Annotated in this window: 24 protein-coding genes, 1 tRNA gene and 1 other RNA gene; 19 read left to right on the top strand and 7 right to left on the bottom strand. The window is 65.4% G+C overall.

Going from position 1 to position 26,257, the window contains the following annotated elements; all coding sequences use genetic code 11:
- Window positions 1-3 precede the first annotated feature (3 nt).
- Together scpB and AC1PLU_RS10320 are read left to right on the top strand one after the other, a co-directional pair.
- Window positions 4-966, top strand: a complete 963-nt coding sequence (gene scpB / locus AC1PLU_RS10325) for an SMC-Scp complex subunit ScpB (protein ID WP_481108376.1) — start codon at window positions 4-6, stop codon at window positions 964-966.
- Window positions 959-2,593, top strand: coding sequence for a pseudouridine synthase (locus AC1PLU_RS10320; RefSeq protein ID WP_168957421.1), 1,635 nt, complete (start codon window positions 959-961; stop codon window positions 2,591-2,593). The genes scpB and AC1PLU_RS10320 overlap by 8 nt, the downstream gene beginning before the upstream one ends.
- Before the next feature lie 394 nt (window positions 2,594-2,987).
- Here the strand turns inward: AC1PLU_RS10320 and AC1PLU_RS10315 are convergent, their stop codons facing one another.
- Window positions 2,988-3,425 (bottom strand): hypothetical protein, encoded by a 438-nt coding sequence (locus AC1PLU_RS10315; RefSeq protein WP_006452110.1) that lies wholly within the window; start codon window positions 3,423-3,425, stop codon window positions 2,988-2,990.
- Between the two features lie 165 nt (window positions 3,426-3,590).
- On the opposite strand from AC1PLU_RS10315, the gene AC1PLU_RS10310 reads away from it, so the two are divergent.
- Window positions 3,591-4,361 (top strand): glutaminyl-peptide cyclotransferase, encoded by a 771-nt coding sequence (locus AC1PLU_RS10310; protein WP_481108375.1) that lies wholly within the window; start codon window positions 3,591-3,593, stop codon window positions 4,359-4,361.
- A 144-nt stretch (window positions 4,362-4,505) separates the two neighbouring features.
- On the opposite strand, the gene AC1PLU_RS10305 is transcribed toward AC1PLU_RS10310, so the two are convergent.
- Together AC1PLU_RS10305 and AC1PLU_RS10300 are read right to left on the bottom strand one after the other, a co-directional pair.
- Window positions 4,506-5,306 (bottom strand): amidohydrolase, encoded by an 801-nt coding sequence (locus AC1PLU_RS10305; RefSeq protein ID WP_481108374.1) that lies wholly within the window; start codon window positions 5,304-5,306, stop codon window positions 4,506-4,508.
- A 209-nt stretch (window positions 5,307-5,515) separates the two neighbouring features.
- A complete protein-coding gene (locus tag AC1PLU_RS10300) occupies window positions 5,516-6,664 on the bottom strand; it encodes a pyridoxal phosphate-dependent aminotransferase (protein ID WP_481108373.1) in 1,149 nt (382 codons plus the stop codon).
- A 216-nt stretch (window positions 6,665-6,880) separates the two neighbouring features.
- Between AC1PLU_RS10300 and ccmA the strand changes: the two genes are divergently transcribed.
- The 9 genes from ccmA to AC1PLU_RS10255 all read left to right on the top strand — a co-directional run bounded on the left by ccmA (window position 6,881) and on the right by AC1PLU_RS10255 (window position 13,881).
- The gene (ccmA, locus tag AC1PLU_RS10295; protein ID WP_481108372.1) at window positions 6,881-7,525 is read left to right on the top strand and encodes a heme ABC exporter ATP-binding protein CcmA; all 645 of its coding nucleotides are present in this window, start codon (window positions 6,881-6,883) and stop codon (window positions 7,523-7,525) included.
- Window positions 7,522-8,217, top strand: coding sequence for a heme exporter protein CcmB (gene ccmB / locus AC1PLU_RS10290; RefSeq protein ID WP_006452115.1), 696 nt, complete (start codon window positions 7,522-7,524; stop codon window positions 8,215-8,217). The genes ccmA and ccmB overlap by 4 nt, the downstream gene beginning before the upstream one ends.
- 129 nt (window positions 8,218-8,346) lie before the next feature.
- Window positions 8,347-9,099, top strand: coding sequence for a heme ABC transporter permease CcmC (ccmC, locus tag AC1PLU_RS10285; protein ID WP_055826273.1), 753 nt, complete (start codon window positions 8,347-8,349; stop codon window positions 9,097-9,099).
- On the top strand, window positions 9,096-9,269 hold the full coding sequence (locus AC1PLU_RS10280; protein WP_023904167.1) for a heme exporter protein CcmD: 174 nt from the start codon (window positions 9,096-9,098) through the stop codon (window positions 9,267-9,269). The genes ccmC and AC1PLU_RS10280 overlap by 4 nt, the downstream gene beginning before the upstream one ends.
- A complete protein-coding gene (ccmE, locus tag AC1PLU_RS10275; protein ID WP_481108371.1) occupies window positions 9,266-9,736 on the top strand; it encodes a cytochrome c maturation protein CcmE in 471 nt (156 codons plus the stop codon). Before AC1PLU_RS10280 ends, ccmE begins: the two co-directional genes overlap by 4 nt.
- Before the next feature lie 171 nt (window positions 9,737-9,907).
- Window positions 9,908-11,845, top strand: coding sequence for a heme lyase CcmF/NrfE family subunit (locus AC1PLU_RS10270; RefSeq protein ID WP_481108370.1), 1,938 nt, complete (start codon window positions 9,908-9,910; stop codon window positions 11,843-11,845).
- Window positions 11,838-12,440 (top strand): DsbE family thiol:disulfide interchange protein, encoded by a 603-nt coding sequence (locus AC1PLU_RS10265; protein ID WP_481108369.1) that lies wholly within the window; start codon window positions 11,838-11,840, stop codon window positions 12,438-12,440. The genes AC1PLU_RS10270 and AC1PLU_RS10265 overlap by 8 nt, the downstream gene beginning before the upstream one ends.
- Entirely contained in the window at window positions 12,437-12,871 is a 435-nt protein-coding gene (locus AC1PLU_RS10260) for a cytochrome c-type biogenesis protein (RefSeq protein WP_023904170.1), read from the top strand. Before AC1PLU_RS10265 ends, AC1PLU_RS10260 begins: the two co-directional genes overlap by 4 nt.
- Entirely contained in the window at window positions 12,871-13,881 is a 1,011-nt protein-coding gene (locus tag AC1PLU_RS10255) for a tetratricopeptide repeat protein (protein WP_481093355.1), read from the top strand. The genes AC1PLU_RS10260 and AC1PLU_RS10255 overlap by 1 nt, the downstream gene beginning before the upstream one ends.
- Before the next feature lie 47 nt (window positions 13,882-13,928).
- On the opposite strand, the gene AC1PLU_RS10250 is transcribed toward AC1PLU_RS10255, so the two are convergent.
- Window positions 13,929-14,002: non-coding RNA, sX9 sRNA (locus tag AC1PLU_RS10250), on the bottom strand.
- A 567-nt stretch (window positions 14,003-14,569) separates the two neighbouring features.
- Between AC1PLU_RS10250 and metX the strand changes: the two genes are divergently transcribed.
- Together metX and AC1PLU_RS10240 are read left to right on the top strand one after the other, a co-directional pair.
- On the top strand, window positions 14,570-15,772 hold the full coding sequence (gene metX / locus AC1PLU_RS10245; RefSeq protein ID WP_481093356.1) for a homoserine O-acetyltransferase MetX: 1,203 nt from the start codon (window positions 14,570-14,572) through the stop codon (window positions 15,770-15,772).
- Entirely contained in the window at window positions 15,766-16,188 is a 423-nt protein-coding gene (locus tag AC1PLU_RS10240) for a DUF1294 domain-containing protein (protein ID WP_481093357.1), read from the top strand. Before metX ends, AC1PLU_RS10240 begins: the two co-directional genes overlap by 7 nt.
- A gap of 117 nt (window positions 16,189-16,305) precedes the next feature.
- Here the strand turns inward: AC1PLU_RS10240 and cydC are convergent, their stop codons facing one another.
- Together cydC and cydD are read right to left on the bottom strand one after the other, a co-directional pair.
- Window positions 16,306-17,982 carry a thiol reductant ABC exporter subunit CydC gene (gene cydC / locus AC1PLU_RS10235; RefSeq protein ID WP_481093358.1) on the bottom strand — a complete coding sequence of 559 codons (1,677 nt, stop codon included), beginning with the start codon at window positions 17,980-17,982 and terminating at the stop codon, window positions 16,306-16,308.
- Window positions 17,979-19,721 carry a thiol reductant ABC exporter subunit CydD gene (gene cydD, locus AC1PLU_RS10230; RefSeq protein ID WP_481093454.1) on the bottom strand — a complete coding sequence of 581 codons (1,743 nt, stop codon included), beginning with the start codon at window positions 19,719-19,721 and terminating at the stop codon, window positions 17,979-17,981. The genes cydC and cydD overlap by 4 nt, the downstream gene beginning before the upstream one ends.
- 148 nt (window positions 19,722-19,869) lie before the next feature.
- On the opposite strand from cydD, the gene AC1PLU_RS10225 reads away from it, so the two are divergent.
- The 5 genes from AC1PLU_RS10225 to AC1PLU_RS10205 all read left to right on the top strand — a co-directional run bounded on the left by AC1PLU_RS10225 (window position 19,870) and on the right by AC1PLU_RS10205 (window position 24,341).
- The gene (locus AC1PLU_RS10225) at window positions 19,870-21,492 is read left to right on the top strand and encodes a cytochrome ubiquinol oxidase subunit I (protein ID WP_481093359.1); all 1,623 of its coding nucleotides are present in this window, start codon (window positions 19,870-19,872) and stop codon (window positions 21,490-21,492) included.
- A 15-nt stretch (window positions 21,493-21,507) separates the two neighbouring features.
- Window positions 21,508-22,659 carry a cytochrome d ubiquinol oxidase subunit II gene (gene cydB, locus AC1PLU_RS10220; protein WP_481093360.1) on the top strand — a complete coding sequence of 384 codons (1,152 nt, stop codon included), beginning with the start codon at window positions 21,508-21,510 and terminating at the stop codon, window positions 22,657-22,659.
- Window positions 22,660-22,744: 85 nt separating this feature from the next.
- Complete coding sequence (gene cydX, locus AC1PLU_RS10215; protein ID WP_176339846.1) at window positions 22,745-22,855, top strand: cytochrome bd-I oxidase subunit CydX; 111 nt, start codon at window positions 22,745-22,747, stop codon at window positions 22,853-22,855.
- 59 nt (window positions 22,856-22,914) lie between these two features.
- Window positions 22,915-22,991: transfer RNA gene (locus tag AC1PLU_RS10210), tRNA-Pro, on the top strand.
- 123 nt (window positions 22,992-23,114) lie between these two features.
- Window positions 23,115-24,341 (top strand): CynX/NimT family MFS transporter, encoded by a 1,227-nt coding sequence (locus AC1PLU_RS10205; protein WP_481108499.1) that lies wholly within the window; start codon window positions 23,115-23,117, stop codon window positions 24,339-24,341.
- On the opposite strand, the gene AC1PLU_RS10200 is transcribed toward AC1PLU_RS10205, so the two are convergent.
- Window positions 24,322-26,235 (bottom strand): CocE/NonD family hydrolase, encoded by a 1,914-nt coding sequence (locus AC1PLU_RS10200; protein ID WP_481108368.1) that lies wholly within the window; start codon window positions 26,233-26,235, stop codon window positions 24,322-24,324. The two genes, AC1PLU_RS10205 and AC1PLU_RS10200, sit on opposite strands and share 20 nt — an antisense overlap.
- Window positions 26,236-26,257: the final 22 nt, after the last annotated feature.

Raw genomic sequence — 26,257 nt, 5'->3', positions numbered from 1 at the left:
CGAATGGATCAAGCGTTGATCACCCGCATTATCGAAGCCGCCCTGTTGGCGAGCAGCCAGCCGTTGACGCTGGCGCAGCTGCAGGGCTTGTTTCCCGAAGAAGAGCCGGCGCCGCCCGGCAGCGTCGAGCGCGCGCTGGAACTGTTGCGCGAGGGCTGCGCCGACCGCGGCGTGGAACTGGTCGAGGTGGCCTCGGGCTTCCGCTTTCAGGTCAAGGCCGACGTGCATGGCTGGGTCGCCCGGCTGTGGACCGAGCGCCGCACCAAGTACACCCGCGCCACGCTGGAAACCCTGGCGCTGATCGCCTACCGCCAGCCGATCACCCGCGGCGAGATCGAGCAGGTGCGCGGCGTGGCGGTCAGCAGCAACATCATCCAGGCCCTGGAAGAACGCGAATGGATCCGCGTGGTGGGTCACCGCGACGTGCCCGGCAAGCCGGCCCTGTTCGGTACCACCAAGGGGTTTCTGGACTACTTCGGACTCAAGCGATTGGACGAGCTGCCGCCATTGTCTGAGTTGAAGGACATCGCCGAGCTGGAACCGCAGCTGCCGCTGGACCGCGATGGTCAGCTGGATGGCGCAGTGCCGGCATCGGTGGCGATGGATGCAGCGCTGGGTGAGACGCATGCCGATGCGGCAGACGCGGACTCTGATGGCGACACCACCGATGCCGAATTGGATGAAGAAACACACGACGCCGGCGATGCAGACAACGCCACCGATGCCGAAGACCCGATCGACGCAACACCGCAACACTCCGAGCATGCCTCGGCGCAGGACCAGAACACGTTGGACCCAGACGACGCCCGTGAGGGCGCCCCCGACACCGCGCCGGGCACGCGCGCGGATGCAGTGAACGAAGACGAAGACAACGCCGTCGCGACGACGACCGTGGCTGTTGACGAAGCCGATTCCGACCCAGAGGCCGACCCGCAACGCGTCGGCCGGAGCCAGACACATGAGTGACACCCCCCGCAAGCTGTCGTTGAACAAACTCTCTCTCAAGCGCGACAGCGCGCCCGAAGCGCCCAAGCTGGAAGAGCGCCTGCACAAGGTGCTGGCCCAGGCCGGCCTGGGGTCGCGCCGCGCGCTGGAACAGCGCATTGCCGATGGCCTGATCAAGGTCAATGGCGCCGTCGCGCAGACCGGCATGTCGGTGCGCAGCGGCGACAAGATCGAGCTGGACGGCCGCAGTTTCGTCGCCAGCGCGCTGACCGAGCCCTCGCGCGTGCTGATCTACAACAAGCCCGAAGGCGAAGTGACCACGCGCGAAGATCCCGAAGGCCGTCCGACCGTATTCGAGTCGCTGCCGGCATTGAAGGGCTCGCGCTGGATCGCCATCGGCCGCCTGGACATCAACACCACCGGCCTGCTGCTGCTGACCACCGACGGTGAGCTGGCCAACGCGATGATGCATCCCTCTTACGAGGTCGAACGCGAATACGTGGTGCGCGTGCGCGCGCCGGAAGGCGAGGACAAGGTCTCCGACGCCATCATCGAGCGCCTGTCGCGCGGTGTGCTGCTGGAAGACGGCGGCGCCAAGTTCGACGAGATCGAGCGCATCGGCGGTACCGACTCGCACGACTGGTTCCGCGTCGTGGTCAAGGAAGGCCGCAACCGCGAAGTGCGCCGTCTGTGGGAGTCGCAAGGCTGCCAGGTCAGCCGCCTCAAGCGCAGCCGCTACGGCAAGATTTCGCTGCCGCGCGAGTTGCTGCGTGGGCAGTCGGTGGAAGTCGCGCAGGAAAAGGTCGACGCCCTGCGCGCCGAACTCAAGCTGGAAGAAGGCGCACCGTCGGCACTGACGCTGCAGCCGGTGATCGGCCAGCGCCGTGCGGCCAAATCCACCGTGCACGTCTCGCGTGATGGCCGCAGCAATGCCTACGTCAATGGCCAGACCTCCGGTGCCGACGAAGGCCGCGAGCTGCGGCGTTTCGACAATCCGCGTGACGATCGTGGCGGCCGTGGTCGCGGCAAGCCGGGCGGTTTCAAGGGTGGTCTCACCGTCAGCGGCGAAGCGGCCGCGCGGCAGTCGCAGCAGCGCCCGTTCAAGCCGCGCGCGCCGGGCAAGGGCGATCGCGCGTTGCCGGACGGCAATCCGGCCGCGTTCCGCAGCTGGTATGTGCCCGATGGCGTGAGCACCGGCCCGAGCGGCCACCGCAACGCCGGCCCCAGCGGTCCCGGCACCGGCCAGGCACGTCCGTACGCCAAGAAGGGTCCGGGCGGTGCGCGTCCGGGTGCAGGCGGTCAGGGCCAGGGTCAAGGCCGTGGCGGTGCTGGCGGCGGCGGTGGACAAGGCCAGTCGCAGGGTCAAGGCCAGGGTCAGCGCAAGCATCCGTACGGCCACCCGGGCAACGCACCGAGCTTCCCGTCCGACCACGCCAACCCGGGTTTCAGCCCGTATGGCGCGGCACGTCCGGCAGCCGGTCGCCCGACCGGCGCACGTGCAGGCGGCCCCGGCGGCAACCGTGGACCGGGCGGTAATCGCGGTCCCGGTGGCCCGGGCGGCGCACCGCGTGGCCCAGGTGGTCCGGGTGGTCGTCCGCCGGGTGGCGGCAACCGTCGGCCACCAGGCGGTGGCAATCGCGGTCGCTAAGCTACAAGACGCGCACTAAAAAACGGCCCTGCGAAGGGCCGTTTTTCGTTTTCGCTTGGATCATGTCCGCTTGAATCACGCGATACATCGAAGTAAGCGCGAAGACATTAACTGTGGCTCGCACCAGCGAACCGGCACACAAGGCAGCTTTAGCGCGGCCAACAAGATGATCTGCGGCTTGGCTGCAGGGCCCTTGCCCGCCCACCATCGCGGGACACGCCGCAAGTACGTCCGTGTAGGCTCTTACGCGGCATCCATGCCGCGTAAGGTCCCGCGACGGTGGGCGGGCAAGGACCGGTCGAGATGGTCGGTATGCGTAGTTACGAGCAGTGCGTGTTGCACGGCCGTCCGATGCGCGTGTTCAGTGCCGTCTTCAGCGCGATCTGCTGCGTCCTTACTTGCGACGCTCGATCACGAAATTGCCTACATTGACGCCCAGATCCACGCCCTCGCCCGTTCCGGCCAGAGCCAGCGAAATGTCGCCCTTGGTGACGACCTGTGCGGTGCTGGATTTGACGATGCCGGCATGCGCTTCGGCCGCCGCGTAGGTGCCGAGCAGATCATTGAGGCTGTAGGCGCCGCTGAAGGTGCCGCGGCCGCCGGTGATCTTGGACTTGCCGACCGTCAGGCCGCCGCCCTTGCTGGAGATCTTGACCGGAATCACTGCACCGTTGTCGCAGGTGATGGTGCCGGTGCCGCTGGCGGTCTTGTAGAACACCGACCAGCCTTCCAGATTGAACGACAGTTTGCAGTCGATGTTGCCTGCAGCCTGGGCCTGCGGTGCGAGTGCGGCAGCGCCCAGCAGCGCGAAAAGAGAAAGCGACTTGATCATGTGGGCATTCCGGTTGATGAACGTGGCGCCGAGCCTAGCAGCGCCGGCGTGGCAGTCGCGACAACTTCCGGGCATCGCACAGGCGACCGTTCAGCGAATGATTGCCGCTGCCGCCAGGCGTGCCTGGTGGTGCAGAAAGCGCTTTGCGCATGGGATGATCGCGGCATGTTGCGCACCGCTCACCTCACCCTATTGACCGCCCTGCTATTGCCGTCTGCGGCCATTGCCGGCGAGGCCATTCCGACCCAGCGCTACACCGTGGTGAAGACCTATCCGCACGACACCGGCGCGTTCACCGAGGGCCTGTTCTATCTGGACGGATACCTTTACGAAAGCACCGGGGAACTTGGCCGTTCCAGCGTACGCAAGGTCGAGCTGCACACCGGCCGCGTACTGCAGCAAGCCACGACACCGCCGCCCTACTTCGGCGAAGGCATCGTGGCCTGGCGCGACAAGCTGATTCAACTGACCTGGCGCAATCAGCAGGGCTTTGTCTACGACCTGGCCACCCTCACGCCGCGTACGCGTTTTGCGTACTCCGGCGAGGGCTGGGCGCTGACCAACGATGCCAGCAGCCTGTACATGAGCGATGGCAGCTCCACCATCCGCCGCCTCGATCCGGAGACGCTGCAACAGGTCGGCAGTATCAAAGTCACCGCCAGCGGCAGGCCACTGGACAACCTCAACGAGCTGGAATGGGTGAAGGGCGAGTTGTTGGCAAATGTCTGGCTGACCACGCGCATCGCACGCATCGACCCGGCCAGCGGCAAGGTGGTCGGCTGGATCGATCTGAAGGCACTGGTGCCGGATGACGAGACACTGACGGATCCGGGCAACGATGTGCTCAACGGCATCGCCTATGACGCCAAACACGATCGCCTGTTCGTGACCGGCAAGCATTGGCCGAAGCTTTACGAAATTCGGCTGGCTGAGTAGCCGGGATTCGGGATTGGATATTCGGGATTGGGGATTGGATATTCGGGATTCGGGATTCGGGATTGGCGTAAGCGACATTGGCGCAGGCAGCAGCATGCTCGCTGTTGCGAATCCCTAATCCCCAATCCCACCGCCGGCTCCGGCCTACTCCGTCAACGAAAACGTATCCGCATCCAGCATCGCCGGGAAGCGCGCGCGATGCTCGGCCAGCGCCGACGCACTGATGGTGGTGGTGACCACCTGCGGCCGCTCGCGGATTTCCACCTGCGGCTGCCCCAAAAAGTCGATCACCGCGCTGTCGCCGGCGTAGTGCAGCTGATTGCCATCGACGCCGACGCGGTTGACCGCCGCCACAAAGCACAGGTTCTCGATCGCGCGTGCGCGCAGCAGCGTCTCCCACGCGTAGGCGCGCGCAGACGGCCAGTTGGCCACGAACAATTGCAGATCGAAATCCAGCTGCCCCGGCCGCTCGACATCGTAGCGATTGCGGCAGAACACTGGAAAACGCAGGTCGTAGCAGACCTGTGGATTGATTCGCCAGCCCTTCCATTCCACTGTCAGGCGATCGCGCCCGGCGGCATAGCGCAGATGCTCGTTACCGAAGCGGAACAGGTGGCGTTTGTCGTAGTACTGCAGCGCGCCATCCGGCGTAGCCCATAGCAGGCGGTTGAACACGCCCTGCTCGGTGCGTACCTGCACGCTGCCGGTGATGGCGGCCCCCAGCGTTGTTGCCTGTGCACGGATCCACGCCACCGTGGGGCCGCCCATGCCTTCCGCCTTGAAGATGGCATCGTTGGAGAACCCACTGGTGAAGGTCTCCGGCAGGATCACCAGATCGGTTTGCCCGACCAACGGCTCCAGCAACGCGCCGTAGTAATCGCGGTTGCCGGCCGGGTCATGCCAGCGGGTGTCGCCCTGGACAAGCGAGATGCGGAGGTCGTGCATGGTTGAGGCTCGGGAATGGGGAGTGGGGAATCGGGAATGGGTAGAGCGAGTGTGGTGGTGTATGTGCGCTATGTGGGTGACGACATCGGAGAGGCAAGAAGGACACCAGCGACGCGCTCACGATTCCCTGTCCCGGGCCGGCAGGAATCGAGAAGGAGTCCAGTGACGCTCTTACGATTCCCCAATCCCGATTCCCCATTCCCAGCTCGTCAGAGCTGCTGCAAGCGCTCGATCGCCGCATCCAGCGTCGCATCGTTTTTGGCAAAGCACAGCCGTGCCAGACGCTGGCCAGCGGGCGCGGTTTCATAGAACGGCGAGAGCGGAATCGCCGCCACGCCCTTCTCCACCGTCAGCCACTTCACGAATTCGGTGTCGGGCAGATCGCTGATGGCCGAATAATCCACCAGCTGGAAATAGCCGCCAGGCACCGGCAGTGGTTTCAGACGTGTGGTCAGCAGCTGCTCGCGGAAACGGTCGCGCTTGGCTTGATAGAACGCGCCCAGTTGCTCGTCGTGTTCGGGTTCGTCGCGGATCATCGCGGCAAACGCGTGCTGGGCCGGGCCGAAGCTGGTGAAGGTGTTGTACTGGTGCACCTTGCGGAATTCGGCGCTCAAAGCGGGCGGTGCGATGGCGTAGCCGATCTTCCAGCCGGTGCAATGATAGGTCTTGCCGAAGCTGGAAATCACGAATGCGCGCTCGCGCAACTCCGGCCAGCGCAACACCGACTCGTGACGGCGGCCGTCGAACACGATGTGTTCGTAGACCTCGTCAGAGAGAAGGAAGATCTCGGTGCCGCACAGCAACTCCGTCAGCGTCTGCATGTCGGCGGCAGACAGCATCGCGCCGGATGGGTTGTGCGGCGAGTTGATCATCAGCAGGCGCGTCTTCGGCGTGATCGCCGCGCGCAAGGCATCCCAATCGACCGCGAAGGTCTGCGGGTGCAGCGCCACGTGCACCGCGCGCGCGCCGGCCAGATCGATCGCCGGCTCGTAGCAATCGTAGGCCGGGTCCAGCACGATGACCTCCTCGCCTGCGCGCACCACCGCGTGGATGGCGTTGAAGATCGCCTCGGTGGCGCCGCTGGTGACGGTGATCTCGCTGTCGGCATCGACCTGCGCGCCGTAGCAACGCTGCGCCTTGCCGGCGATGGCCTGGCGCAACGCCGCCACGCCGGTCATCGGCGGGTACTGGTTGTGGCCGGCTGCCATGGCCTTGGTCAGTTCATCGACCAGCCGCGACGGCACCGCAAAATCGGGAAAACCCTGGCCCAGATTCACCGCGCCGTGCTCGGCCGCCAGCTGCGACATGACGGTGAAGATGGTGGTGCCCACCTTGGGCAGCTTGGTCGTGAGGGGCATCGTGCCGGTCCGGACAAGAAACGGGGGGACCGCGAGTGTACGCAAAGCCGCCAGGCGGTTGCTCCCGGCCGGTGCAAAACAGCGTTCCCAGACACATCAGGCCGCCCGGTGCACCCCCGACACCGGGCCATCGTCGCTACAATGCGCGCCCAGTCTGGAGCGTGCCATGCCCAGGCCCTTCCCCATGCCGTCCCGCGACGGGAGCCCGCTGCCCCGATGATCGAACCGCTGCACACTGCGCCACCGCTGCTGGCCGCGCGCGCCCTGGCCTTCAGCCGCAACGAGGAGCCGGTGTTCGGCCCGCTGGATTTCCATGTCGATGCCGGCGAAGCCTTGCTGGTGCAGGGCGACAACGGCGCCGGCAAGACCACGCTGCTGCGGGTGCTGGCCGGGCTGCTGCATGTGGAGCGTGGGCAGATCCTGATCGACGGCAAGACCGCGCGGCGCGGCGACCGCAGTCGCTTCATGGCCTATCTCAGTCACCTGCCGGGCCTGAAAGCCGACCTCAGCACGCTGGAGAACCTGCACTTTTTGTGTGGTTTGCATGGCCGCCGCGCCAAGCAGATGCCCGGCAGTGCGCTGGCTATCGTCGGCCTGGCCGGTTACGAAGATGCGCTGGTTCGGCAATTGTCGGCCGGCCAACGCAAGCGCCTGGCATTGGCGCGGTTGTGGCTGTCGCCGGCCCCGCTGTGGCTGCTGGACGAGCCCTACGCCAACCTGGATCTGGACGGCATCACCCTGGTCAACCGGATGATCTCCGCGCATCTGCGCGGTGGTGGCGCGGCGCTGGTCACCACTCACGGCGCCTATGCGGCGCCGCCGGTGCGCACGCGCATGCTCACGCTGGAGGCGGCGGCATGAGCCTGCATTCGCCACAACCTTCGCTGTGGCAGGCCGCGCGCGCTCTGCTCAGCCGCGATCTGCAATTGCTGTGGCGCCGTCGCAGCGATGCGCTGCAGCCGGCCCTGTTCGCGCTGCTGATCGTGGTGTTGTTCGCGCTGGGCCTGGGCGGACGCCCCGACCTGCTGGCGCAGGCCGCGCCGGCGGTGCTGTGGTTGTCGGTACTGCTGGCCGGCTTGCTGTCGCTGGATGCGTTGTTCCGCAGCGATGTGGAGGACGGCTCGATGGAGCAATGGCTGCTGGCGCCGGTGCCGTTGGCGTGGCTGATCGCGGTACGCGTGCTGCTGCACTGGGCGACCAGCGCGTTGCCGCTGATTGCGGTGACGCCGCTGCTGGGCGAATTGCTGCACCTGCCACATGACCAACTCCCCGTGTTGCTGGCATCGTTGGCGCTGGGAACACCGCTTTTAAGTCTGCTCGGCGCCGTGGTTGCAGCGCTGACGGTGACGATGAAACGCTCTGGTATTCTCGTGGCGTTGCTGGCGTTGCCGTTGTATGTGCCGGTGCTGGTGTTCGGTGCCGGCAGTGTTGCGGCAAGTGGACAAGGACAGGATGCGGTGGGTGCGCTGTTGTTGTTGGGCGCCGGCTTGGTGATCGGTGTGGTTCTGGCGCCGCTGGCTGCGGCTGCCGCGATCCGTATTTCGCTGAGCTGAGTGTGTGATCGATGCGGTGGTGATGAGGCGCACAGCGCCGAGCGCCATTGCAGTTGCAAGCGCTATTTCAGTTGCAAGCGCCCCTGCTGTTTCGAGAGCTAATGCCATTCCAAGGGCTACTGCCATCGTATGAACGTCGTCGTCCACTGGTTCCACCAACTCGCCTCCCCCCCGATCTTCGACCGTTTCACTGCGCGCTGGGCGCCGTGGTGCTATGCGCTGGCCGCGGTGCTGCTGGGCGTGGGCATCTGGCAGGCCTTGTTCGCGGTGCCGGCCGATTACCAGCAGGGCGATAGCTTCCGCATTCTCTACATCCACGTGCCCAGCGCGTGGATGAGCCTGTTCGTGTTCGGGCTGATGGCGCTGTATGCGGCGATTGCGCTGATCTGGCGCATCAAGATCTGCGAAATCCTGGCGATGGCCTGCGCGCCGATCGGCGCTGCGTTCACCGTGATCACCCTGCTCACCGGCAGCATCTGGGGCAAGCCGATGTGGGGCGCCTGGTGGGATTGGGACCCGCGCCTGACCACCGAGTTGATCCTGCTGTTTCTGTATCTGGGCGTGATCGGCCTGTATCACGCCATCGACGACCGACGTCAGGCCGCGCGCGCGGCCGCGTTGCTGGCGATTGTCGGCGTGGCGCTGCTGCCGGTGATCCGCTATTCGGTGGTGTGGTGGAACTCGCTGCATCAAGGCCAGAGCATTCGCCTGCTCGGCCCCTCGACCATCGATGCGAGCATGTTGCTGCCGCTGTGGCTGATGGTGATCGGCACCAAGTTCTGGTTCGCCGGGTCGCTGCTGACGCGTGCGCGCGCCGACAACCTGCGCCGCGAGGCCGGCAAGGCCTGGATCGTGCGCGATGCCCCGGAGGGCGCGGCATGAGCTACCTGCCCTACGTCATCGCCGCCTACGCGGTGTTCGTGCTGGTACTGCTGTGGGACCTGATCGCCGGCCGCTGGCAGGTGCGCCGCGCCTTGAAGATTGCGCAGGCGCGGCGTCTGCGCGAGCGCAAGCGCGCGGCGGTGCCCACCGATGCGGAGCTGATCCGGTGAACCCGCAACGCCGCCGCCGGATGTGGCTGGTGATCGCGCTGGTGCTGGCCGGCGGGCTGGCGACCACGCTGGTGGCGATGGCGCTGCAGCGCAATGTGGCCTATCTGTACACACCGTCGGAAGTGCTGCGTGGCGACGCCGGCGACCACGCGCGCTTCCGGCTCGGCGGCATGGTGGAAAAAGGCTCGTTCAATCGCGCCTCCGGCTCGCTGGAAGCGCAGTTCCGCGTCACCGACGGCGATGCACAGCTGGCAGTGCGCTACGACCGCATCCTGCCGGACCTGTTCCGCGAGGGGCAGGCGGTGGTGGCCACCGGTCGCATGCAGCAAGGCGTGTTCGTGGCTGAAGATATTCTGGCCAAGCACGACGAGACCTATATGCCGAAGGAAGTCGCCGACAAGATGGGCAGTGCGCATCGCAAGCACGATGTGCCGGCGGCGGCGGACCAGGCTGGAGGGCTGCGTTGATGGAATCCGTCAGGACGTTCGCTTTCCTGCAGGGCGATAGCCTGCGCGGTCGCTGTGTGGCTGACAACGTCGCCGTGCATGGGGTGGCTTTTGCAAACGCTGCATGGATGATGCCTCTGCATTGCGCTTGCATTCGTTGCCCCACTGCATGCTCACCAACGCACCGACCCCATGCTGCCTGAGCTCGGCACCTTTCTGCTGATTCTGGCGTTGCTGGTGGCGTTGGTGCAGGCCGCACTGCCGCTGGCCGGTGCGCAGCGTGGGCGCAGCAGCTGGATGGCGGTCGCGCGGCCGGCCGCGCTGGTGCAACTGGGCCTGATCGCCGCAGCATTCGTGCTGCTGACGCATGCATTCCTGGTGCAGGATTTTTCGGTGCGCTACGTCGCCGAGAATTCCAACAGTTTGTTGCCTGTGATGTATCGCTATTCGGCAGTATGGGGCGCGCACGAGGGCTCACTGCTGCTGTGGACGCTGGTGCTGGCGTTGTGGACCGGTGCGGTGGCGCTGTGGTCGCGGCAGCTACCCGAACATGTCATCGCGCGCGTGCTCGGGGTGATGGCGCTGGTGAGTATTGGGTTCCTGGCGTTTTTGCTGTTCACCTCCAATCCGTTTGCGCGGTTGTTCCCGGTACCGCTGGAAGGCGCCGACCTCAATCCGTTGCTGCAGGACCCAGGCCTGATCATCCATCCGCCGATGCTGTATTGCGGCTACGTCGGCTTTGCAGTGCCGTTCGCCTTCGCCATCGCCGCGCTGCTGGAAGGCCGGATGGATGCACGCTGGCTGCGCTGGACGCGGCCATGGACCAATGTGGCCTGGTCGATGCTCACCGTCGGCATCGCGCTGGGCAGCTGGTGGGCGTATTACGAACTGGGCTGGGGCGGTTGGTGGTTCTGGGACCCGGTGGAAAACGCCAGTTTCATGCCGTGGCTGGTGGGCACTGCGTTGCTGCATTCGCAGGCGGTCACCGAAAAGCGCGGCAACTTCGCCAGCTGGACGTTATTGCTGGCGATTGCTGCATTTTCATTGTCGCTGTTGGGTACGTTTTTGGTGCGCTCGGGCGTGCTGACCAGCGTGCATTCGTTCGCGGCCGATCCCTCGCGCGGGCTGTTTATTCTGGTGTTCCTGCTGGCAGTGGTGGGTGGTTCGCTGGTGCTGTACGCGATTCGCGCACCGCGCTTGTCGCTGGTGGATGACCCGCGCCGCGCGTTCGCCGGCACCTCGCGCGAAACCTTGTTGCTGTTGAATAACCTGCTGCTCACCTGCGCCTGCGCGATGGTGCTGCTAGGCACGCTGTATCCGCTGCTGGCCGACGCGCTTGGGCTGGGCAAGTTGTCGGTGGGCCCGCCCTACTTCGGCACGCTGTTTTTGGTGTTGATGGCGCCGCTGGTGGCGCTGCTGCCGTTCGGCCCGCTGACCCGCTGGCAGCGCGAACAGGCCTCGCGCCCGTTGGCGATGCTGGCGCCCTGGGCGGGCCTGGCGGTTGCCGCAGGCGTGCTGGCATGGTTCGCCGCCCCGCAGGGTCAGCTGAAAGCGGCGATCGGTGTGGCCGGCGCGGTGTGGGTGCTGTTGGGCACGTTGCGATTCCTGTGGACGCGGCGCGCGGCCAAGGGACGGAAATTCACCGCCGAAATGCTCGGCATGGTGCTGGCGCATCTGGGCATGGCGGTGTTCCTGGCCGGTGCGCTGCTGGTGGAATCGCTGAGCCTGCAACGCGAGGTCGCCTTGGCACCCGGTGCGCAGATGCAGATCGGCCGCTACGCGTTGCACTTCGATCACGTCGAAGAATTGCGCGGCCCCAATTACGTCTCCGATCGTGCCAACCTGCAGGTGTTCAAGGACGATGCGCCGGTCGGCCTGCTGCATGCGGAAAAACGCCGCTACGCCAGCGGCGGGCAGACCTTGACCGAGGCGGCGATCCGCCCCGGTCCATTTGGCGATCTGTATGTCGCCCTTGGCGAACCGCTGGGCAATCAGGCCTGGGCGGTGCGCGTCCACCTCAAACCGTTCGTGCGCTGGATCTGGCTGGGGGCGCTGCTGATGGCGCTCGGTGGCCTGGTCACCGCGGCCGACCGGCGTTTTCGTCGTTCTCCGGAGATCCAAGATGGTTGAGTCACGTTCGCCCCGCCTACCCACTGCCGTACTCGTGGGTGCCATCGTGCTGCTGCTCGCACTTGCAGCGCTGCTGGTCTACGCGGTGGTGCGCTCCGGTCAGGACGATCGCGATGCCCTGCCCTCGGCGCTGATCGGCAAGCCTGCGCCGGAGTTCGCGCTGTCGCTGCTGCACGACCCCAGCATCGTGGTCCACGCACGCGAGCTGCGCGGCGCCCCTTACATTATCAACGTGTGGGGCAGCTGGTGCCCGGCCTGCCGCGAAGAACACCCGGTGCTGAGCCGCTTCGCACTGACAAAGCGCGTGCGCGTGATCGGCTACAACTGGAAGGACGAGCAAGCCGATGCGCTGCGCTGGCTCGAACAACTGGGCAACCCGTATCTGCTGGTGGTCGCCGACAAAGACGGCCGTACCGCGATCGACTTCGGTATCGCGGCGGCACCGGAAACCTTTCTGGTCGACGGGCGCGGCGTGGTGCGCTGGAAATACAGCGGCATGCTCACCCAATCCATCATCGACACGCAGCTGATTCCGGCGCTGAGCAAGATCGAACGCTCGCCCAGCGCCGCACCGGACCTGCACACCAGCCGATGATGCGCGCCTGGCTGCTGACGCTGCTGTTGTTGCCCTGGCTGGCACTGGCCCAGCCGGTCGGCGACCCGGCGCCGCTGCGCTACGCCTCTGCCGAAGAAGAAGCACGCTTCCACGCATTGACTGCCGAATTGCGTTGCGTGCAATGCCAGAACCAGTCGCTGGCCGACTCCAATGCGCAAATTGCGCAGGACCTGCGCCGCGAAGTGTTGGCGTTGATGCACGAAGGCCGCAGCGATACGCAGATCCGCCAGTTTCTGGTCGCGCGCTATGGCGAGTTCGTGCTGTATCGCCCACGTGTCGAATCGCGCACCTGGCTGCTGTGGTTCGGCCCGCTGCTGGTGTTGTTGCTAGGCGGTGGCGCGGTTGTATTCGTGGTTCGCCGACGCAGCGTTGCTGCGCCCGCCCTGCCCGCCGATGAGCAGGAGTGGTGATGGTTGGCTTCGTCATTGCAGTGGTGGTGCTGGCCTTGCTCGCGTTCGCCGTGGCGCTGCGGCCGCTGTGGCGCCAGACGCGCGGGCTGGCTGCCAGCGTCGCAGTGTTGTTGCTGGTGGCGAGCGCGGCCTTGTATTGGCTGGTCGGTACGCCGAGTGCGATTCAACAGCCGGCCAATCGACCGGCCACACCACGCTCGTTGGACGAAGCCATCGTGCAACTACGCGCGGCGCTGGCGAGCAATCCCGATCAGGCCGAAGGCTGGGTATTGCTGGGGCGCTCACTGTCCAGCCAACAGAAATTCGCCGAAGCGCGTGATGCGTTTGCGCGCGCGGTTGCGTTGCGCCCGGATGAGCCAGACGTGCTGGTGGCTGCCGCGCAATCGCGCATGCTTGCCGACGATAGCGGGCGCCCTGACCCAGAGGCCATGCGCTTGCTCGAACACGCGCTGGCGGTGCAACCGGACCATCAACGCGCGCGCTGGTTTCTCGGTGTGGTGCAGCGCCAGGCCGGTCAACCGGCCAGGGCCAGCGAGACCTGGACGCCGTTGCTCGCTGTGGTCGATGCCAACACGCGCCCCGGCCTGCTGGAACAGATCAATGCCGCGCGTGACGAGGCCAAGCTGGAACCGATCCAGGCGCCGGCTGCGCCCGCCGCTGCAGCCAGCGGCAACCGCATCCAGGTGCGCGTGACGCTGGATGCCGAATTCGCCAAACGCGCCGGCTTGCCCGGCGATACCAGCGTCTTCGTGATCGCGCGTGCCGCAGACACCCCGATGCCGGTGGCGGTGGAAAAACACGCGCTCAGCGACTTGCCGTTGACCATCACCCTGGACGATGGCGACAGCCCGATGCCGACGCGCACGCTGTCGTCGCTTGACAAAGTGCAGGTGCTGGCACGACTGTCGCGCAGCGGCAACGCAATGCGCCAGGCCGACGATGTGGAAAGCGCGCCAGTGATGGTGGCACTGCCTGCCGACGCGCCAGTGGAGTTGGTGATCGGGCGATGATTGCTCGCCACGTTTCGTTGCGACGCTTGGGCCAATGGACGAAGAGCGGCCACAAAACGTAGCGCGCAGTCGTAAGGCCGATGTGGACGGCGCAGAGGGATCGGAGTGTCACTTATCACATGCCGCACCGAGTAACGGCTGCGCCATCGTTGTGTTAGCTGCTACCAACGTCATCTGGATGGTCCCAAGCCGCGTTGGTCGAGGGTGCGATGCCCTCGCCGCTCGCGGGACACGCCGTAAACTCGTCCATGAGGGCTCGGTGGCCGCGTCCATGCCGCCACACGGTCCCGCAAGCGGTAAGGACACCGCGCCAGGACGTTGGTCGGTAGCCAAGTAAAAAGCGGGTCATCTCGCGGATTGCATTGGCTTGCTAGTACGGGCTGCAACCACATGAGATCTAGCGTATTAATCTAGCGCATTAGAAGTACGTCATGCATCGCTTGCACCATGCACACCGACTATCTCGACTGGTCCTTGCCCGCCCACCGTCGCGGGACCTTACGCGGCATGGATGCCGCGTAAGAGCCTACACGGACGTACTTGCGGCGTGTCCCGCGAGGGTGGGCGGGCAAGGACCCTGCAGCCAAGAAGCAGATCAGCGCTCTGAAGGCTGACATCAAGCAGCGCAAGGGCTCAAACCCATTCCCATCCTGCACCCGGCGCACGCCATGGCAGATAGAATTGCGACATGACTGAATTCATTCCCCCCGGCACGCGCTTCCACGCCCTGCCCTCGCCGTTTCCGATGAAGCGTGGCGGCGCGCTGCACCAGGCGCACGTCGCCTACGAAACCTGGGGCACGCTGGCCGCCGATCGCAGCAATGCGGTGTTGATCGTCACCGGTTTGTCGCCGAACGCGCATGCTGCGGCAAATCAAGCCAACCCCGAACCGGGTTGGTGGGAAGCGATGCTCGGACCAGGCAAGCCAATCGATACCGAGCGCTGGTTCGTGGTGTGCGTCAATTCCTTGGGCAGTTGCAAGGGCTCGACCGGCCCCGCCTCGATCGACCCCGCCACCGGCGCGCTGTATCGCCTGACATTTCCGGAGTTGTCGATCGAAGATGTGGCCGATGCTGCAGCCGATGTCGTGCGTGCGTTGGGCATCGAGCAACTTGCCTGCCTGATCGGCAACTCGATGGGCGGCATGACCGCGTTGGCGTTGCTGCTGCGGCACCAAGGCATTGCGCGCAGCCACATCAACATCTCCGGCAGCGCGCAGGCACTGCCGTTTTCGATCGCCATCCGCTCGCTGCAGCGCGAAGCCATCCGTCTGGATCCACACTGGAACGGCGGCCATTACGACGACACCCGTTATCCCGAATCGGGCATGCGTATGGCGCGCAAACTCGGCGTGATCACCTACCGCTCCGCGCTGGAATGGGACGGTAGGTTTGGTCGCGTACGATTGGATTCCGAGCAGGCTGCCGACGACCCGTTCGGCCTGGAATTCCAGGTCGAAAGTTATCTGGAAGGTCACGCACGCCGCTTCGTGCGCTTCTTCGATCCCAATTGCTATCTGTATCTGAGCCGCTCGATGGACTGGTTCGATCTGGCCGAATATGTCGCCGACAAACCGGTCATTGACGCCGGAGTCGATGGCCAGCAAGTCGATAATTCACACCTCGCCGCCAAGCCCGATACCGGCGTCTCCACCGACGCCACGGTGCTGGCCGGCTTGGCGCAGATCCGCATCGCGCGTGCGCTGGCGATCGGCGCCAACACCGACATCCTGTTTCCCGTGCAGCAACAGGAACAAATCGCCGAAGGCTTACGCGCCGGCGGCGCCAATGCCCAGTTTCTCGGGCTGGATTCGCCACAGGGCCACGACGCCTTCCTGGTCGATTTCGCGCGCTTCGGTCCGGCCGTGCGTAACTTTCTGGACGCTTGCTGATCTCCAGAACCACGCAACGGCGTCGTGGCCTGCCGCAGCGTGGTGGCCTGCCGCGCAAGACGCTGGCCCTGCTGTTTCTGATCGGCATGGCGGCGATGGTGGTTGCAGGTCGACTGCCGGCGCTGCTGGCACTGTGGTACGCGGCCGCCAGTGTGGTGGCGATGATCGTCTACCGGCGCGACAAGAGCGCAGCACAGCGCGGCCAGCAACGCACACCGGAAACGACCTTGCACATCATCGCGCTGCTCGGTGGATGGCCGGGGGCATTGTTGGCGCAGGGGCTGTTCCGACATAAATCCAGCAAGGCGGCCTTCCAGGCGTGGTTCTGGATCATCGTCATGGTGAACGTCGCCGTGTTGGTTCTGGCATTACGCCAGTCTGCACTGATGGCTGCATTACACGCGCTGCTGGAATGAGCCGCACACGTGCAATGCGTGCGTGCAAGAAATCAACGCGAACACCTGCAACCCCCGTCCGCACGACATGGGCATGGGTCGCCACCTATTCGCTGCTAGCGCATTGAAAGAAACGCGTCAGCGCAACAGTTCCAACACGCCCGCACGCATCCGATACCGCCGATGCACCACGCCGGCCGGCACGCTGTCGTGGGTGATCATCACCAGGCTGCGTTCGCCGAGCGCTGCAGATAGATCCAGCAACAACGCGTCTGCGGTATCCACATCCAGGCCGTCGGTGGGTTCGTCCAGCAACAGGATCGGTGCATCGCGCAGCAGCGCGCGTGCGAGTGCCAGCCGGCGCGCCTGGCCGGCCGAGAGCGTTGCACCGTTTTCGCCAACCCAGGTGTCCAGCCCATTCTGCGCGGTGGCCCACTCGCGCAGCCGCACCTGATCCAGCACGCTCCACATGGCGGCATCGCTGGCGCTGGCATCGCCAATCAGCAGATTTTCGCGCACCGTGCCGGCAAAGACCGGGGCGTTCTGCGGCAGCCAGGCGATGCGTCGATGCCATTGCGTCTGCGCGAAGTGGCGCAGGTCGATATCGGCGTAGGTCACCTGCCCGGCTTGCGGGTCCCACAAGCGCAGCAGCAGCGCGGACAAGGTGCTCTTGCCGCTACCGCTGTCGCCGCTGATGGCGATACGCTCTCCAGGCGCCAGCGTCAGATCGAGCGCCTGCAACACCGGACGTACGCTGCCCGGCCACACAAAGCTGACCTGATGCAGCTGCAGCGTGCCGCTGCGCGGCGCATCCGTGGCGTGCGGCGGATCGACGACCGACGGCGCCTGATCGACGATGGACTGCAGGCGTTTGGCCGCAACGCGTGCGCTCTGCAGCGCCTGCAAGGCGAGCCCGGCGCCGGCCCACACTTCCAGCAACGCCATGGTCAAAAACACCAAGCCGGCCGCCATTTCCGCCGCAATCAATCCGCGCTCTGCCGCACTCAACCCAAGCCACACCATACCGGCCAGGCCGATGCCGCCACAGACGGCGTGCAGCAGATTGCCGCCGATCAAGCGACGGCGCTGAATGCGGTCGCCATCGACGACGGCCGCCGCCGCTGCATCGACCTGATGCAGCCAGGCACCTTGCGCATCGACAGCAGTCAGATCGGCTGCACCTTCCAGCCCTTCGAAGGCCTGCGTCCGCAATGCGGTGCGTTGCTGCGCGCGCAGCTGTTCGCGCTGCGCACCGCCGCGTGCCACCTGCCACGGCACCACGCCACCGATGACCACACCAAGCACGACCAGCAACACTGCAGCTGGCGGATAGATCAGCGCCGCTGCCCCCGCACCGGCAAGCCAGATACCGAGCAACGCAGTCAACGGCGCCAGCGCACGCACGCTCAATCCATCGACTTCGCCAATATCGGACATCAGCCGCGCCAGCAGATCGCCGGTACGCGTGGCCGACAACCGGCCTGGCGCAAGCGGCAACGCACGGCGGAAGAACCACACGCGCAGATCGCGGGCAATACGCAGGGTGGCATCGTGGCCGATCAATTTTTCGCCATAGCGCGAAACGATGCGCGCAAAGGTCAGCGCGCGAATGCCGGCCGAGGGTGAGAAGAAATTGAAACCCGTGCCCATGCCGGCAACACCCGCCAACGCGGCGGCGGTCAGGAAACTGCCGGACAGACCGAGCAAGCCAACGCCCGCCAGCATGGTGACCAGCACCAACAGCGCGGACAGCAGCAGGCGCCAGGCATGCAAGCGAAACACATCGCGCAGACGATCGGGGGGCGTGCTGTTCATGGCAGCTCCACTGCGACAGTGGCGCCGCGCAGATCGATCACCGTATCGGCCCAGCGCATCACCGCTGGGCTGTGCGTGGCCAGGATCACCGCGCGGCCGCGTGCGAACACGCCCAGCGTGCGCAGCAACTCCGCTTCGGTGTCCGGGTCGAGAAAGGCGGTGGGCTCGTCCAGCAGCAACAGGCCCGGCTCGCGCAGCAACAGCCGTGCCAGGGCCACACGACGCGCTTCGCCACCGGAGAGCCCAAACCCGCGTTCGCCGATCACCGTGTCCAGGCCGGCCGGCAGCTGAGCGGCAAAGCGCAGTACCTGCGCCGCGTCGGCCACCGCGTGCAGCCGCGCGTCGCTGGCCTGTGGATCGGCCAGGCGCAGGTTGTCGGCGATGCTGCCGTGAAACAGATACGGCCGCTGCGTGGCATAGCCGATGCGCGCACCCGGGCGCAACACCACGCTGCCCGCCTCGGGCGCAAGCCAGCCGGCAAGGCCTTCCAGCAAGGTGCTCTTGCCGCTGCCGCTTGCACCGATCACCGCCACGCGCTGCCCGGGCTGCAAGATCAGCGAAAAATTCTCCACCACCATGTGTGGCGCGCCCGGTGGACGCAGCGCCAGTCCACGCGCCTGCAACAATGGCGCATGTGCCTGCGCCGGTTCCAATGCACGCGGCGGCACCGTGGCTGCTTGCGCGATTGCGGGCGGCGCGAATCCTTCCAGCAAGCGCTCGGCTTCGGCCACCGCCGCCAGGGCATTGGCACGGTCGTGGTAATGCGCGGCCAGCCGCCGCAGCGGCGCAAAGAATTCCGGCGCCAGCAGCAGGCAGAACATGCCCGCGCCCAGCGTCGGCAAGCCGTGCAGATCGAGCATGCCCAGATAACTCAGGCCGAAGTACAGCGCCACGATCGCCACGCTCACCGAGGCGAAGAATTCCAGCACGGTGGACGACAGAAACGCGATGCGCAGCACCTTGAGCGAGCGCTCGCGCACGCCTTCGGCTGCGGCGGCAATGCCGCTCAACTCGGCCTCGCCGCGCCCGTACACACGTAGCAAGCCCAGGCCTTTGAGGCGATCGGCAAAATGCCCGCCCATCCGTGCCAGCTCGCCGAGTTGCTCGCGCCCCGCAGCTTCGGCACCCCAACCCACCAGCATCATGAAGAACGGGATCAGTGGCGCAGTCAGCAGCAACACCAAGCCCACCACCCAGTCGACCGAAAACACCGCGATCAGGATCAGCGGCGGCACCAGCATCATCTCGGTGCGTGCCAGTTGATAGCCAACGAAATAGCCCTCCAGCGCATCGGTGTGCGCCAGGCTCAGCTCGCCCAGTTCGCCGCTGCGTTGCCGACGCAACCACACCGGCCCGTGCTGCACCAGGCGGCGCGCGATGCGGGCACGCAGTTCGCGCTTGGCCACATCGGCCACCTCACCGGTCAGCGACTGCGCCCAGGCATTGAGCAAGGCACGTCCGACCAGCACAGCCAACAATCCCAGGCCCACATCACGCAAGCGCAGCAGCGGCAGATGCTGCACCAGCACCGCCTGCAGCAACCAGGCGATCGCCGCCGCTTGCGCCAGCAGCAGCACGCCCGACAGCGCGACCGCAACGCCGGCCAGCCGCTTCGCACGCGCAGCCGGTGCGGCGAGCGCATCCAGCCATTGGCCGCGTTGGCGGCGCTGGGCTGGCGTTTCGCTGGCTCGCACGCTGGGCTGGCTCACATCGCTCTCTAAGAAGACATCGTGTTGCAAGCGATTGTAAGTCGCCACTCCCCGCTACGGGCCGCGCATTGTGCCGCACCCGCTCGCCACGGCATTGATTTGAATCAACGCGCGTGTCGCGGCAAGCGCAGATGATCGGTTGCATTCCTTCATCGACACCCAACCAGGCCACCCCGCCATGATCGACTCGACAGTTGTTGAACTGTCGCGGCTGCAGTTCGCAGTCACCGCGATGTACCACTTCATCTTTCCGCCGCTGACCATGGGCCTGTCGTTCCTGCTCGGCATTATGGAAAGCGTCTATGTGATGACCGGCAAGCAGATCTGGCGGCGCATTACCATGTTCTGGGGCGTGCTGTTCGGCATCAACTTCGCCATGGGCGTGGGCACCGGCATCGTGATGGAGTTCGAGTTCGGCATGAACTGGTCGTACTACAGCCATTACGTGGGCGACATCTTCGGCGCGCCGCTGGCGATCGAAGGGCTGATGGCGTTCTTTCTGGAAGCGACCTTCCTGGGCCTGTTCTTCCTCGGCTGGAACCGCCTGAGCAAGGTGCAGCATCTGGTCACCACCTGGCTGGTGGCGCTGGGCAGCAACTTCTCGGCACTGTGGATCCTGATAGCCAACGGCTGGATGCAGAACCCGGCCGGCGCGGTGTTCAACCCGGACACCATGCGCATGGAAGTGGTCGATTTCATGGCAGTGCTGTTCAACCCGGTGGCGCAGGCCAAGTTCGTGCATACCGTCAGCGCGGGCTACGTGCTGGGTGCGGTGTTCGTGATGTCGATCAGCGCGTTCTATCTGCTGCGCGGCACCCATGTGGAGATGGCGCGGCGCTCGTTCGCGGTGGCTGCGGCATTCGGGCTGTTGTCGTCGCTGTCGGTGGTGGTGCTCGGCGATGAGAGCGGCTATGCCGCCAACGAACATCAGAAAATGAAATTGGCAGCGATCGAGGCGATGTGGGAAACAGAAGCCGCGCCGGCCGACTTCACCGCGTTCGGCATTCCCAATCAGCAGACCCATCGCAACGACTACGCGATCAAGATCCCGTATCTGATGGGCTTGATCGCCACCCGTTCGCTGGATGAGCCGATTCCCGGCATTCTGGAACTGGTGGGGCGCGCCGAGCACCGCATCCGCGGCGGCCAGATCGCCTACGGTGCATTGGAGCGCGTGCGCGCCAACAAGGACGATGCCGAAGCGCGCAAGGTGTTCGATGCGCATTGGCAGGATCTGGGCCACGGCCTGCTGCTCAAGCGTTATCGCGACGATATCGGCAATGCCACGCCGGAGCAGATCGCCCAGGCCGCCATGGACACCGTACCGCGCGTGCTGCCGCTGTTCTGGACCTTCCGCATCATGGCCGCCATCGGCATCTACCTGATCGTGTTCTTCGCCGTCGCGTTCTGGTTTGCCTGCAAGCACAACTTCCAGGACAAGCGCTGGTTCCTGACGCTGGCGCTGTGGACCTTGCCGCTGCCGTGGATTGCGATCGAGTGCGGTTGGTTCGTGGCCGAATACGGCCGCCAGCCGTGGGCGGTGGAAGGCGTGCTGCCGACCTTCTACGCCGCCTCTGGCCTGGATCTGTACGAAATCGTGTTGACCCTGGTCGGCTTCACCGCGCTGTACACCACGCTGCTGGTCATCGCGATCAAGCTGTCGCTGAAGACCATCCGCAAGGGCCCGGATGCGCTGTTTCCACCGACGTATCAAGGCACCTCGCCGAACGCCACATCGCCCCACGCTTCCTCACCCAGCGCCCCATTGAGCACCGGTGCGTTGGCCGGCGGCGCACCGTAAGCCAGGAGAAACACCATGGATTTCATCTTGCTCGACTACACCACACTGCGCGTGATCTGGTGGCTGCTGCTGGGCGTCTTGCTGTCCGGTTACGCGGTGATGGGCGGCTTCGATCTGGGGGTCAGCACGTTGCTGCCGCTGGTTGCCCGTAACGATGCCGAACGCCGCCTGGTGATCAACACCATCGGCCCGGTCTGGGAGGGCAACCAGGTGTGGCTGATCCTGGGCGGCGGCGCGATCTTCGCTGCGTTCCCGCCGCTGTACGCGGTGAGTTTTTCCGGATTCTATCTGGCGATGTTCCTGATTCTGTTCGCGCTGATCCTGCGTCCGGTCGGTTTCAAGTTCCGCGGCAAGCTGGCCGAACAGCGCTGGCGCAATAACTGGGACTGGGCGTTGTTTATCGGCGGCTGCATTCCGGCGCTGATCATGGGCGTGGCGGTCGGTAACGTGCTGCTCGGGGTGCCGTTCCATTTCGACGACAGCATGCGCATTTACTACACCGGCAATCTGTTCGGCTTGCTGACGCCATTCGCACTGCTCGCCGGGTTGCTCAGCGTGGCGATGCTGATGGCGCACGGGGCGGCGATGCTGGTGCTCAAGACCGATGGGCCGGTGGCAGAGCGTGCGGCGCGTTTCGGCAGCATCGCCGCGCTGTGTGCGGTGGCGCTGTTTGCGGCAGCCGGTGCATGGGTCGCGCTGGGTCTGCCTGGTTACGCGGTGACTTCGGTCCTGGCCACCAATGCGCCGACCAATCCGCTGGCCAAGACCGCCGCGCTCACCGCTGCCGGTGGCTGGCTGCACAACTACAGCAGCATGCCGGCGACCTTGATGGCACCACTGATCGGTCTGGTCGGGCTTGCGATGAATGCGCTGCTGCTGCGTGTGCGGCGTGGCGGCCTGGCGTTCATCGCTTCGGGTTGCGCCATCGTCGGCATCATTCTCACTGTCGGCTTTGCGCTGTTTCCGTTCCTGCTGCCCTCCTCCACTGCACCGCGCATGAGCTTGACGCTGTGGGATGCGTCCAGCAGCCGTCTGACGCTGTGGATCATGTTGCTGGCGACCGCGGTGTTCATGCCGATCGTGCTGGCCTACACAAGCTGGGTCTACCGCGTGCTCAAGGGCAAGGTCACGGCCGATGAACTGTCGGCCAATCCCAACGCGTATTGAGCGCGCCCGCTGCGACTGGTGCACAAGCACGTTGCCGCACCCGCTCGACATCTCACACCCTTCAACAATTTTAAGGAGAACAACGATGTGGTATTTCGCATGGATCCTCGGCACCGGCCTGGCTGCGTTGGCTGCGGTGCTCAACGGCATGTGGTTCGAAGCACGCGAATCCGAGCGTGGTCAGCCGCGCCCGTAAAATAAATCGCGCAGATGCTTGCCGATTCGGCAATCCGTATGTAACATACGCGGCTCCTTCGGGGTGTAGCTCAGTCTGGTAGAGCGCTACGTTCGGGACGTAGAGGTCGCAGGTTCGAATCCTGTCTCCCCGACCAGTTTCAAAACACAAAACCGGCCTCGTGCCGGTTTTGTGTTTTCAGGCGTTGGCGCAGCGATGCGCGCAATGCGGATGGTCTGTCATGTCTGTTGTCATTGCCGGTGCTTCCTCGTCTGCCCAGTTGCGTGGCCGCGGGTTGGTGCTGGCTGCCATTTTGTTGTCCGCATTCAACTTGCGTACGGCGGTCACCTCGTTGACGCCGCTGCTGGAACGCATCGCAGATGAGTACGCATTCGGCGCGCCCACCATGGGTGCGATCGGCATGTTGCCGACCGCTGCGTTCGCACTCACCGGCGTCGCAACGCCCGCGTTGCTGCGCCGCTTCGGCTTGCTGCGCACTGCGCTGTTGTCGATGGCATTGGCCACGCTCGGATTAGTGTTGCGACCGCTGCTGCCGGACACCGCCGGCCTGCTGGTCGGATCGCTGATTGCGCTGGCCGGCATGGGCATGGGCAACGTGGTGTTGCCGCCGCTGGTGAAGCGCTATTTCGGCGATCGCGTGGGCGGGGTCAGCACGCTGTACATCACCGTGTTGCAGGTCGGCACCTTGTTGCCCGCGTTGCTGGCGGTGCCGGTGGCCGATGCGCTGGGCTGGCGCAGCTCGATGGTGGTGTGGGTATTGCCGGCATTGCTGGCGTTTGCGGCCTGGGCGTTGGTGTACGCCAACCATCGCCGCCTGCGGGCCACCGGGCCTGCACCGATCACGCCGACAACCGAGGCCGAAGGCCGCGTCGCACGTACCGCCCTGGGATGGAGCATGGCGCTGACCTTCGGCATGACCTCGCTGATCACCTATTCCATGTTCACCTGGCTGCCGACGCTGCTGCGCGAAGCCGGCGCCTCGCCCGCATTCGGCGGCACCATGGTCGCGCTGTTCGCGGCACTGGGCATGGTCGGTGCGTTGACCATGCCGGCACTGGCGGTGCGCATGCGCAATCCCTTCCCGATCGTGCTGCTGTGCGCGGCCTGCCATCTGGTCGCGTTTGCCGGGCTGTGGTGGGCACCGCTGGCCGCGCCGATTCTCTGGGTGACCTTGCTGGGTTTGGGCCCGAGCACGTTTCCGCTGGCGCTGGTGCTGGTCAATCAGCGCTGCCGCACCGCTGCCGGGTCGGCAGCGTTGTCCGGATTCTCGCAAGGCATGGGCTATGCGGTGAGCTGCCTGGGGCCGTTCCTGTTCGGCTGGTTGCACGCGCACCATGGCGGCTGGACGTCGCCGTTCGTGTTCCTGGTCATCTGCCTGCTGGTGCAGCTGGCCGCCGCCTGGGTGGCCTGCCGCCCGCAGCTGCTGGAAGACGTGTGGGCGCCGCCTGCGCGCGGCGCCCGTGCGCTCAACGTACCGGCAGACTGATGTAGCTCGGCTGCTCCGGGCTCACGTAAACGCGCTGCGTGGCTTTCCGGTAATCGCCCGGCTTGGCGAAGAAGATATTCGGCACATAGGTCTGCGGGTTGCGGTCGTACAGCGGAAACAGGCTGGACTGCACCTGCACCATCACCCGGTGCCCGGGCTGGAAGGTGTGGTTGGCCGTCGGCAGGCCGAACTGAAACGCCAGCGGCTGATTGGACGCGAGCGGCTTGGGCGTGCTGAAACTCTCGCGATACCGGCCGCGGAAGATCGCCAGCGACACCGGCAGCTCGTAACCGCCCATCTTGGGGTTGGAGGCCATCTCATCCGGATACACGTCGATCAGCTTGACAACCCAATCGCTGTCGCTGCCGCTGGTGGAGGCCTGCAGATGCACTTCCGGTGCGCCGGCGATCTGCAAGGGCTCGGTCAACGGCTCGGTGACAAAGGTCAGCACATCCGGGCGGCCATCGACGAAGCGCTGATCCTGCACCAGCCAGGTGGTCCACATGCTGCGATCGGCAAAATCCACCGGGCGCGGCACGAACGGCACCGGCTTGGCCGGGTCGGAGACGTACTCCTCAAAGCCCACCTGCCCCGCCGCCAGCTGCTGGAACGACAGCTTGCCGCCGGCCTGCAGATACAGCGGCTTGCTGGTCGAGGAACAGCCCTTGGCGCAACTGCGCGGCCAGGCCTGCAGACGGTCCCAATGGTTTTCGCCGGTGTTGTAGATAAACACCGGCGGTGTGCTCGCCTTGGGCGCGCCATCGACCAGGTATTGATCGAAGAACGGGCGCAGCACATCGCGACGGAACTGGCGCGCGGTATCGCCGTCGAAATTCAGTGCACCCAGTGAACTGGCGTCGCTATTGACCTGGCTGTGCCGCCACGGCCCCATCACCAGATAGTTGAGCGTATTGCGCTTGTCGCGCGGCTCCATCGCTGCGTAACTGTGGATGGCGCCCCACATGTCTTCCTGGTCCCACAGGCCCTGCAGCCACATGGTGGGCACTTTCAACGGCGTGCGTGCCATCACCTTGTCCAGCGCCTGCTCCTGCCAGAAGTTGTCGTAAGCCGCGTGTTCGGTGAGCTTGTGCCACCACGGCAGTTGCTCCAGGCCGGCGGCCTTGGCGAAGTCGCCGGCCGAGCCGGCCTGCAGGAAATTGCTGTAATCGTCGTGCCCCTGACGCGGGATGCCGGCGCCCTTGCCGCGCTTGCTGAGCTGGCCGGTGAAGTAGTCGAAATTGACCTGGCGGAACGCACCGTAATTGAACCAGTCGTCGCCCATCCAGCCATCGATCATCGGACTCTCCGGCGCGGCTACCTTCAATGCCGGATGCGGATTGGTTAGCGCCATCACCACGGTGAAACCTTCGTAGGACGAGCCGATCATGCCGACCTTGCCGTTGGATTCCTTCAGATTCTTCACCAGCCAGTCGATGGTGTCCCAGGCATCGGTGGCATGGTCGACCTCGCTGGGATTGAGCGCGCCACGCAGCGGCCGGGTCATCACGTACTCGCCTTCCGAGCCGTACTTGCCGCGCACATCCTGGAACACGCGGATATAGCCGCCTTCCACGAACACGTCATCGCCTGCAGACAACAGGTCCTTCATATGCGGCGAGGCCAGACGCTCGGTGCGGCCGCTGGCGTCGTACGGCGTGCGCGTGAGCACGATCGGCGCGTTGCGCGCGCCCTTGGGAAGCACGATCACCGTATGCAGCTTGACCCCGTCGCGCATCGGGATCATCACCTCGCGTTTGACGTAGTCGTTGGCGGTGTCGCCTGCCACGAACGGCTTGCCGGTGATATCCGGCGTCATCGGCGAGGTTTGCGCCATCGTGCTACCGGTGGCGGCAGCAATGGCGGTGGCGAGCAGGCAGGCGGCAAAACGGCGCATCGACGACTCCGAAAGTGCGGGG

It is taken from the genome of Xanthomonas sp. NCPPB 2933 (genome assembly GCF_056725225.1).
The sequence above is the reverse complement of the archived record's forward strand: the minus strand, read 5'-3'. Positions and strand labels throughout refer to the sequence as shown.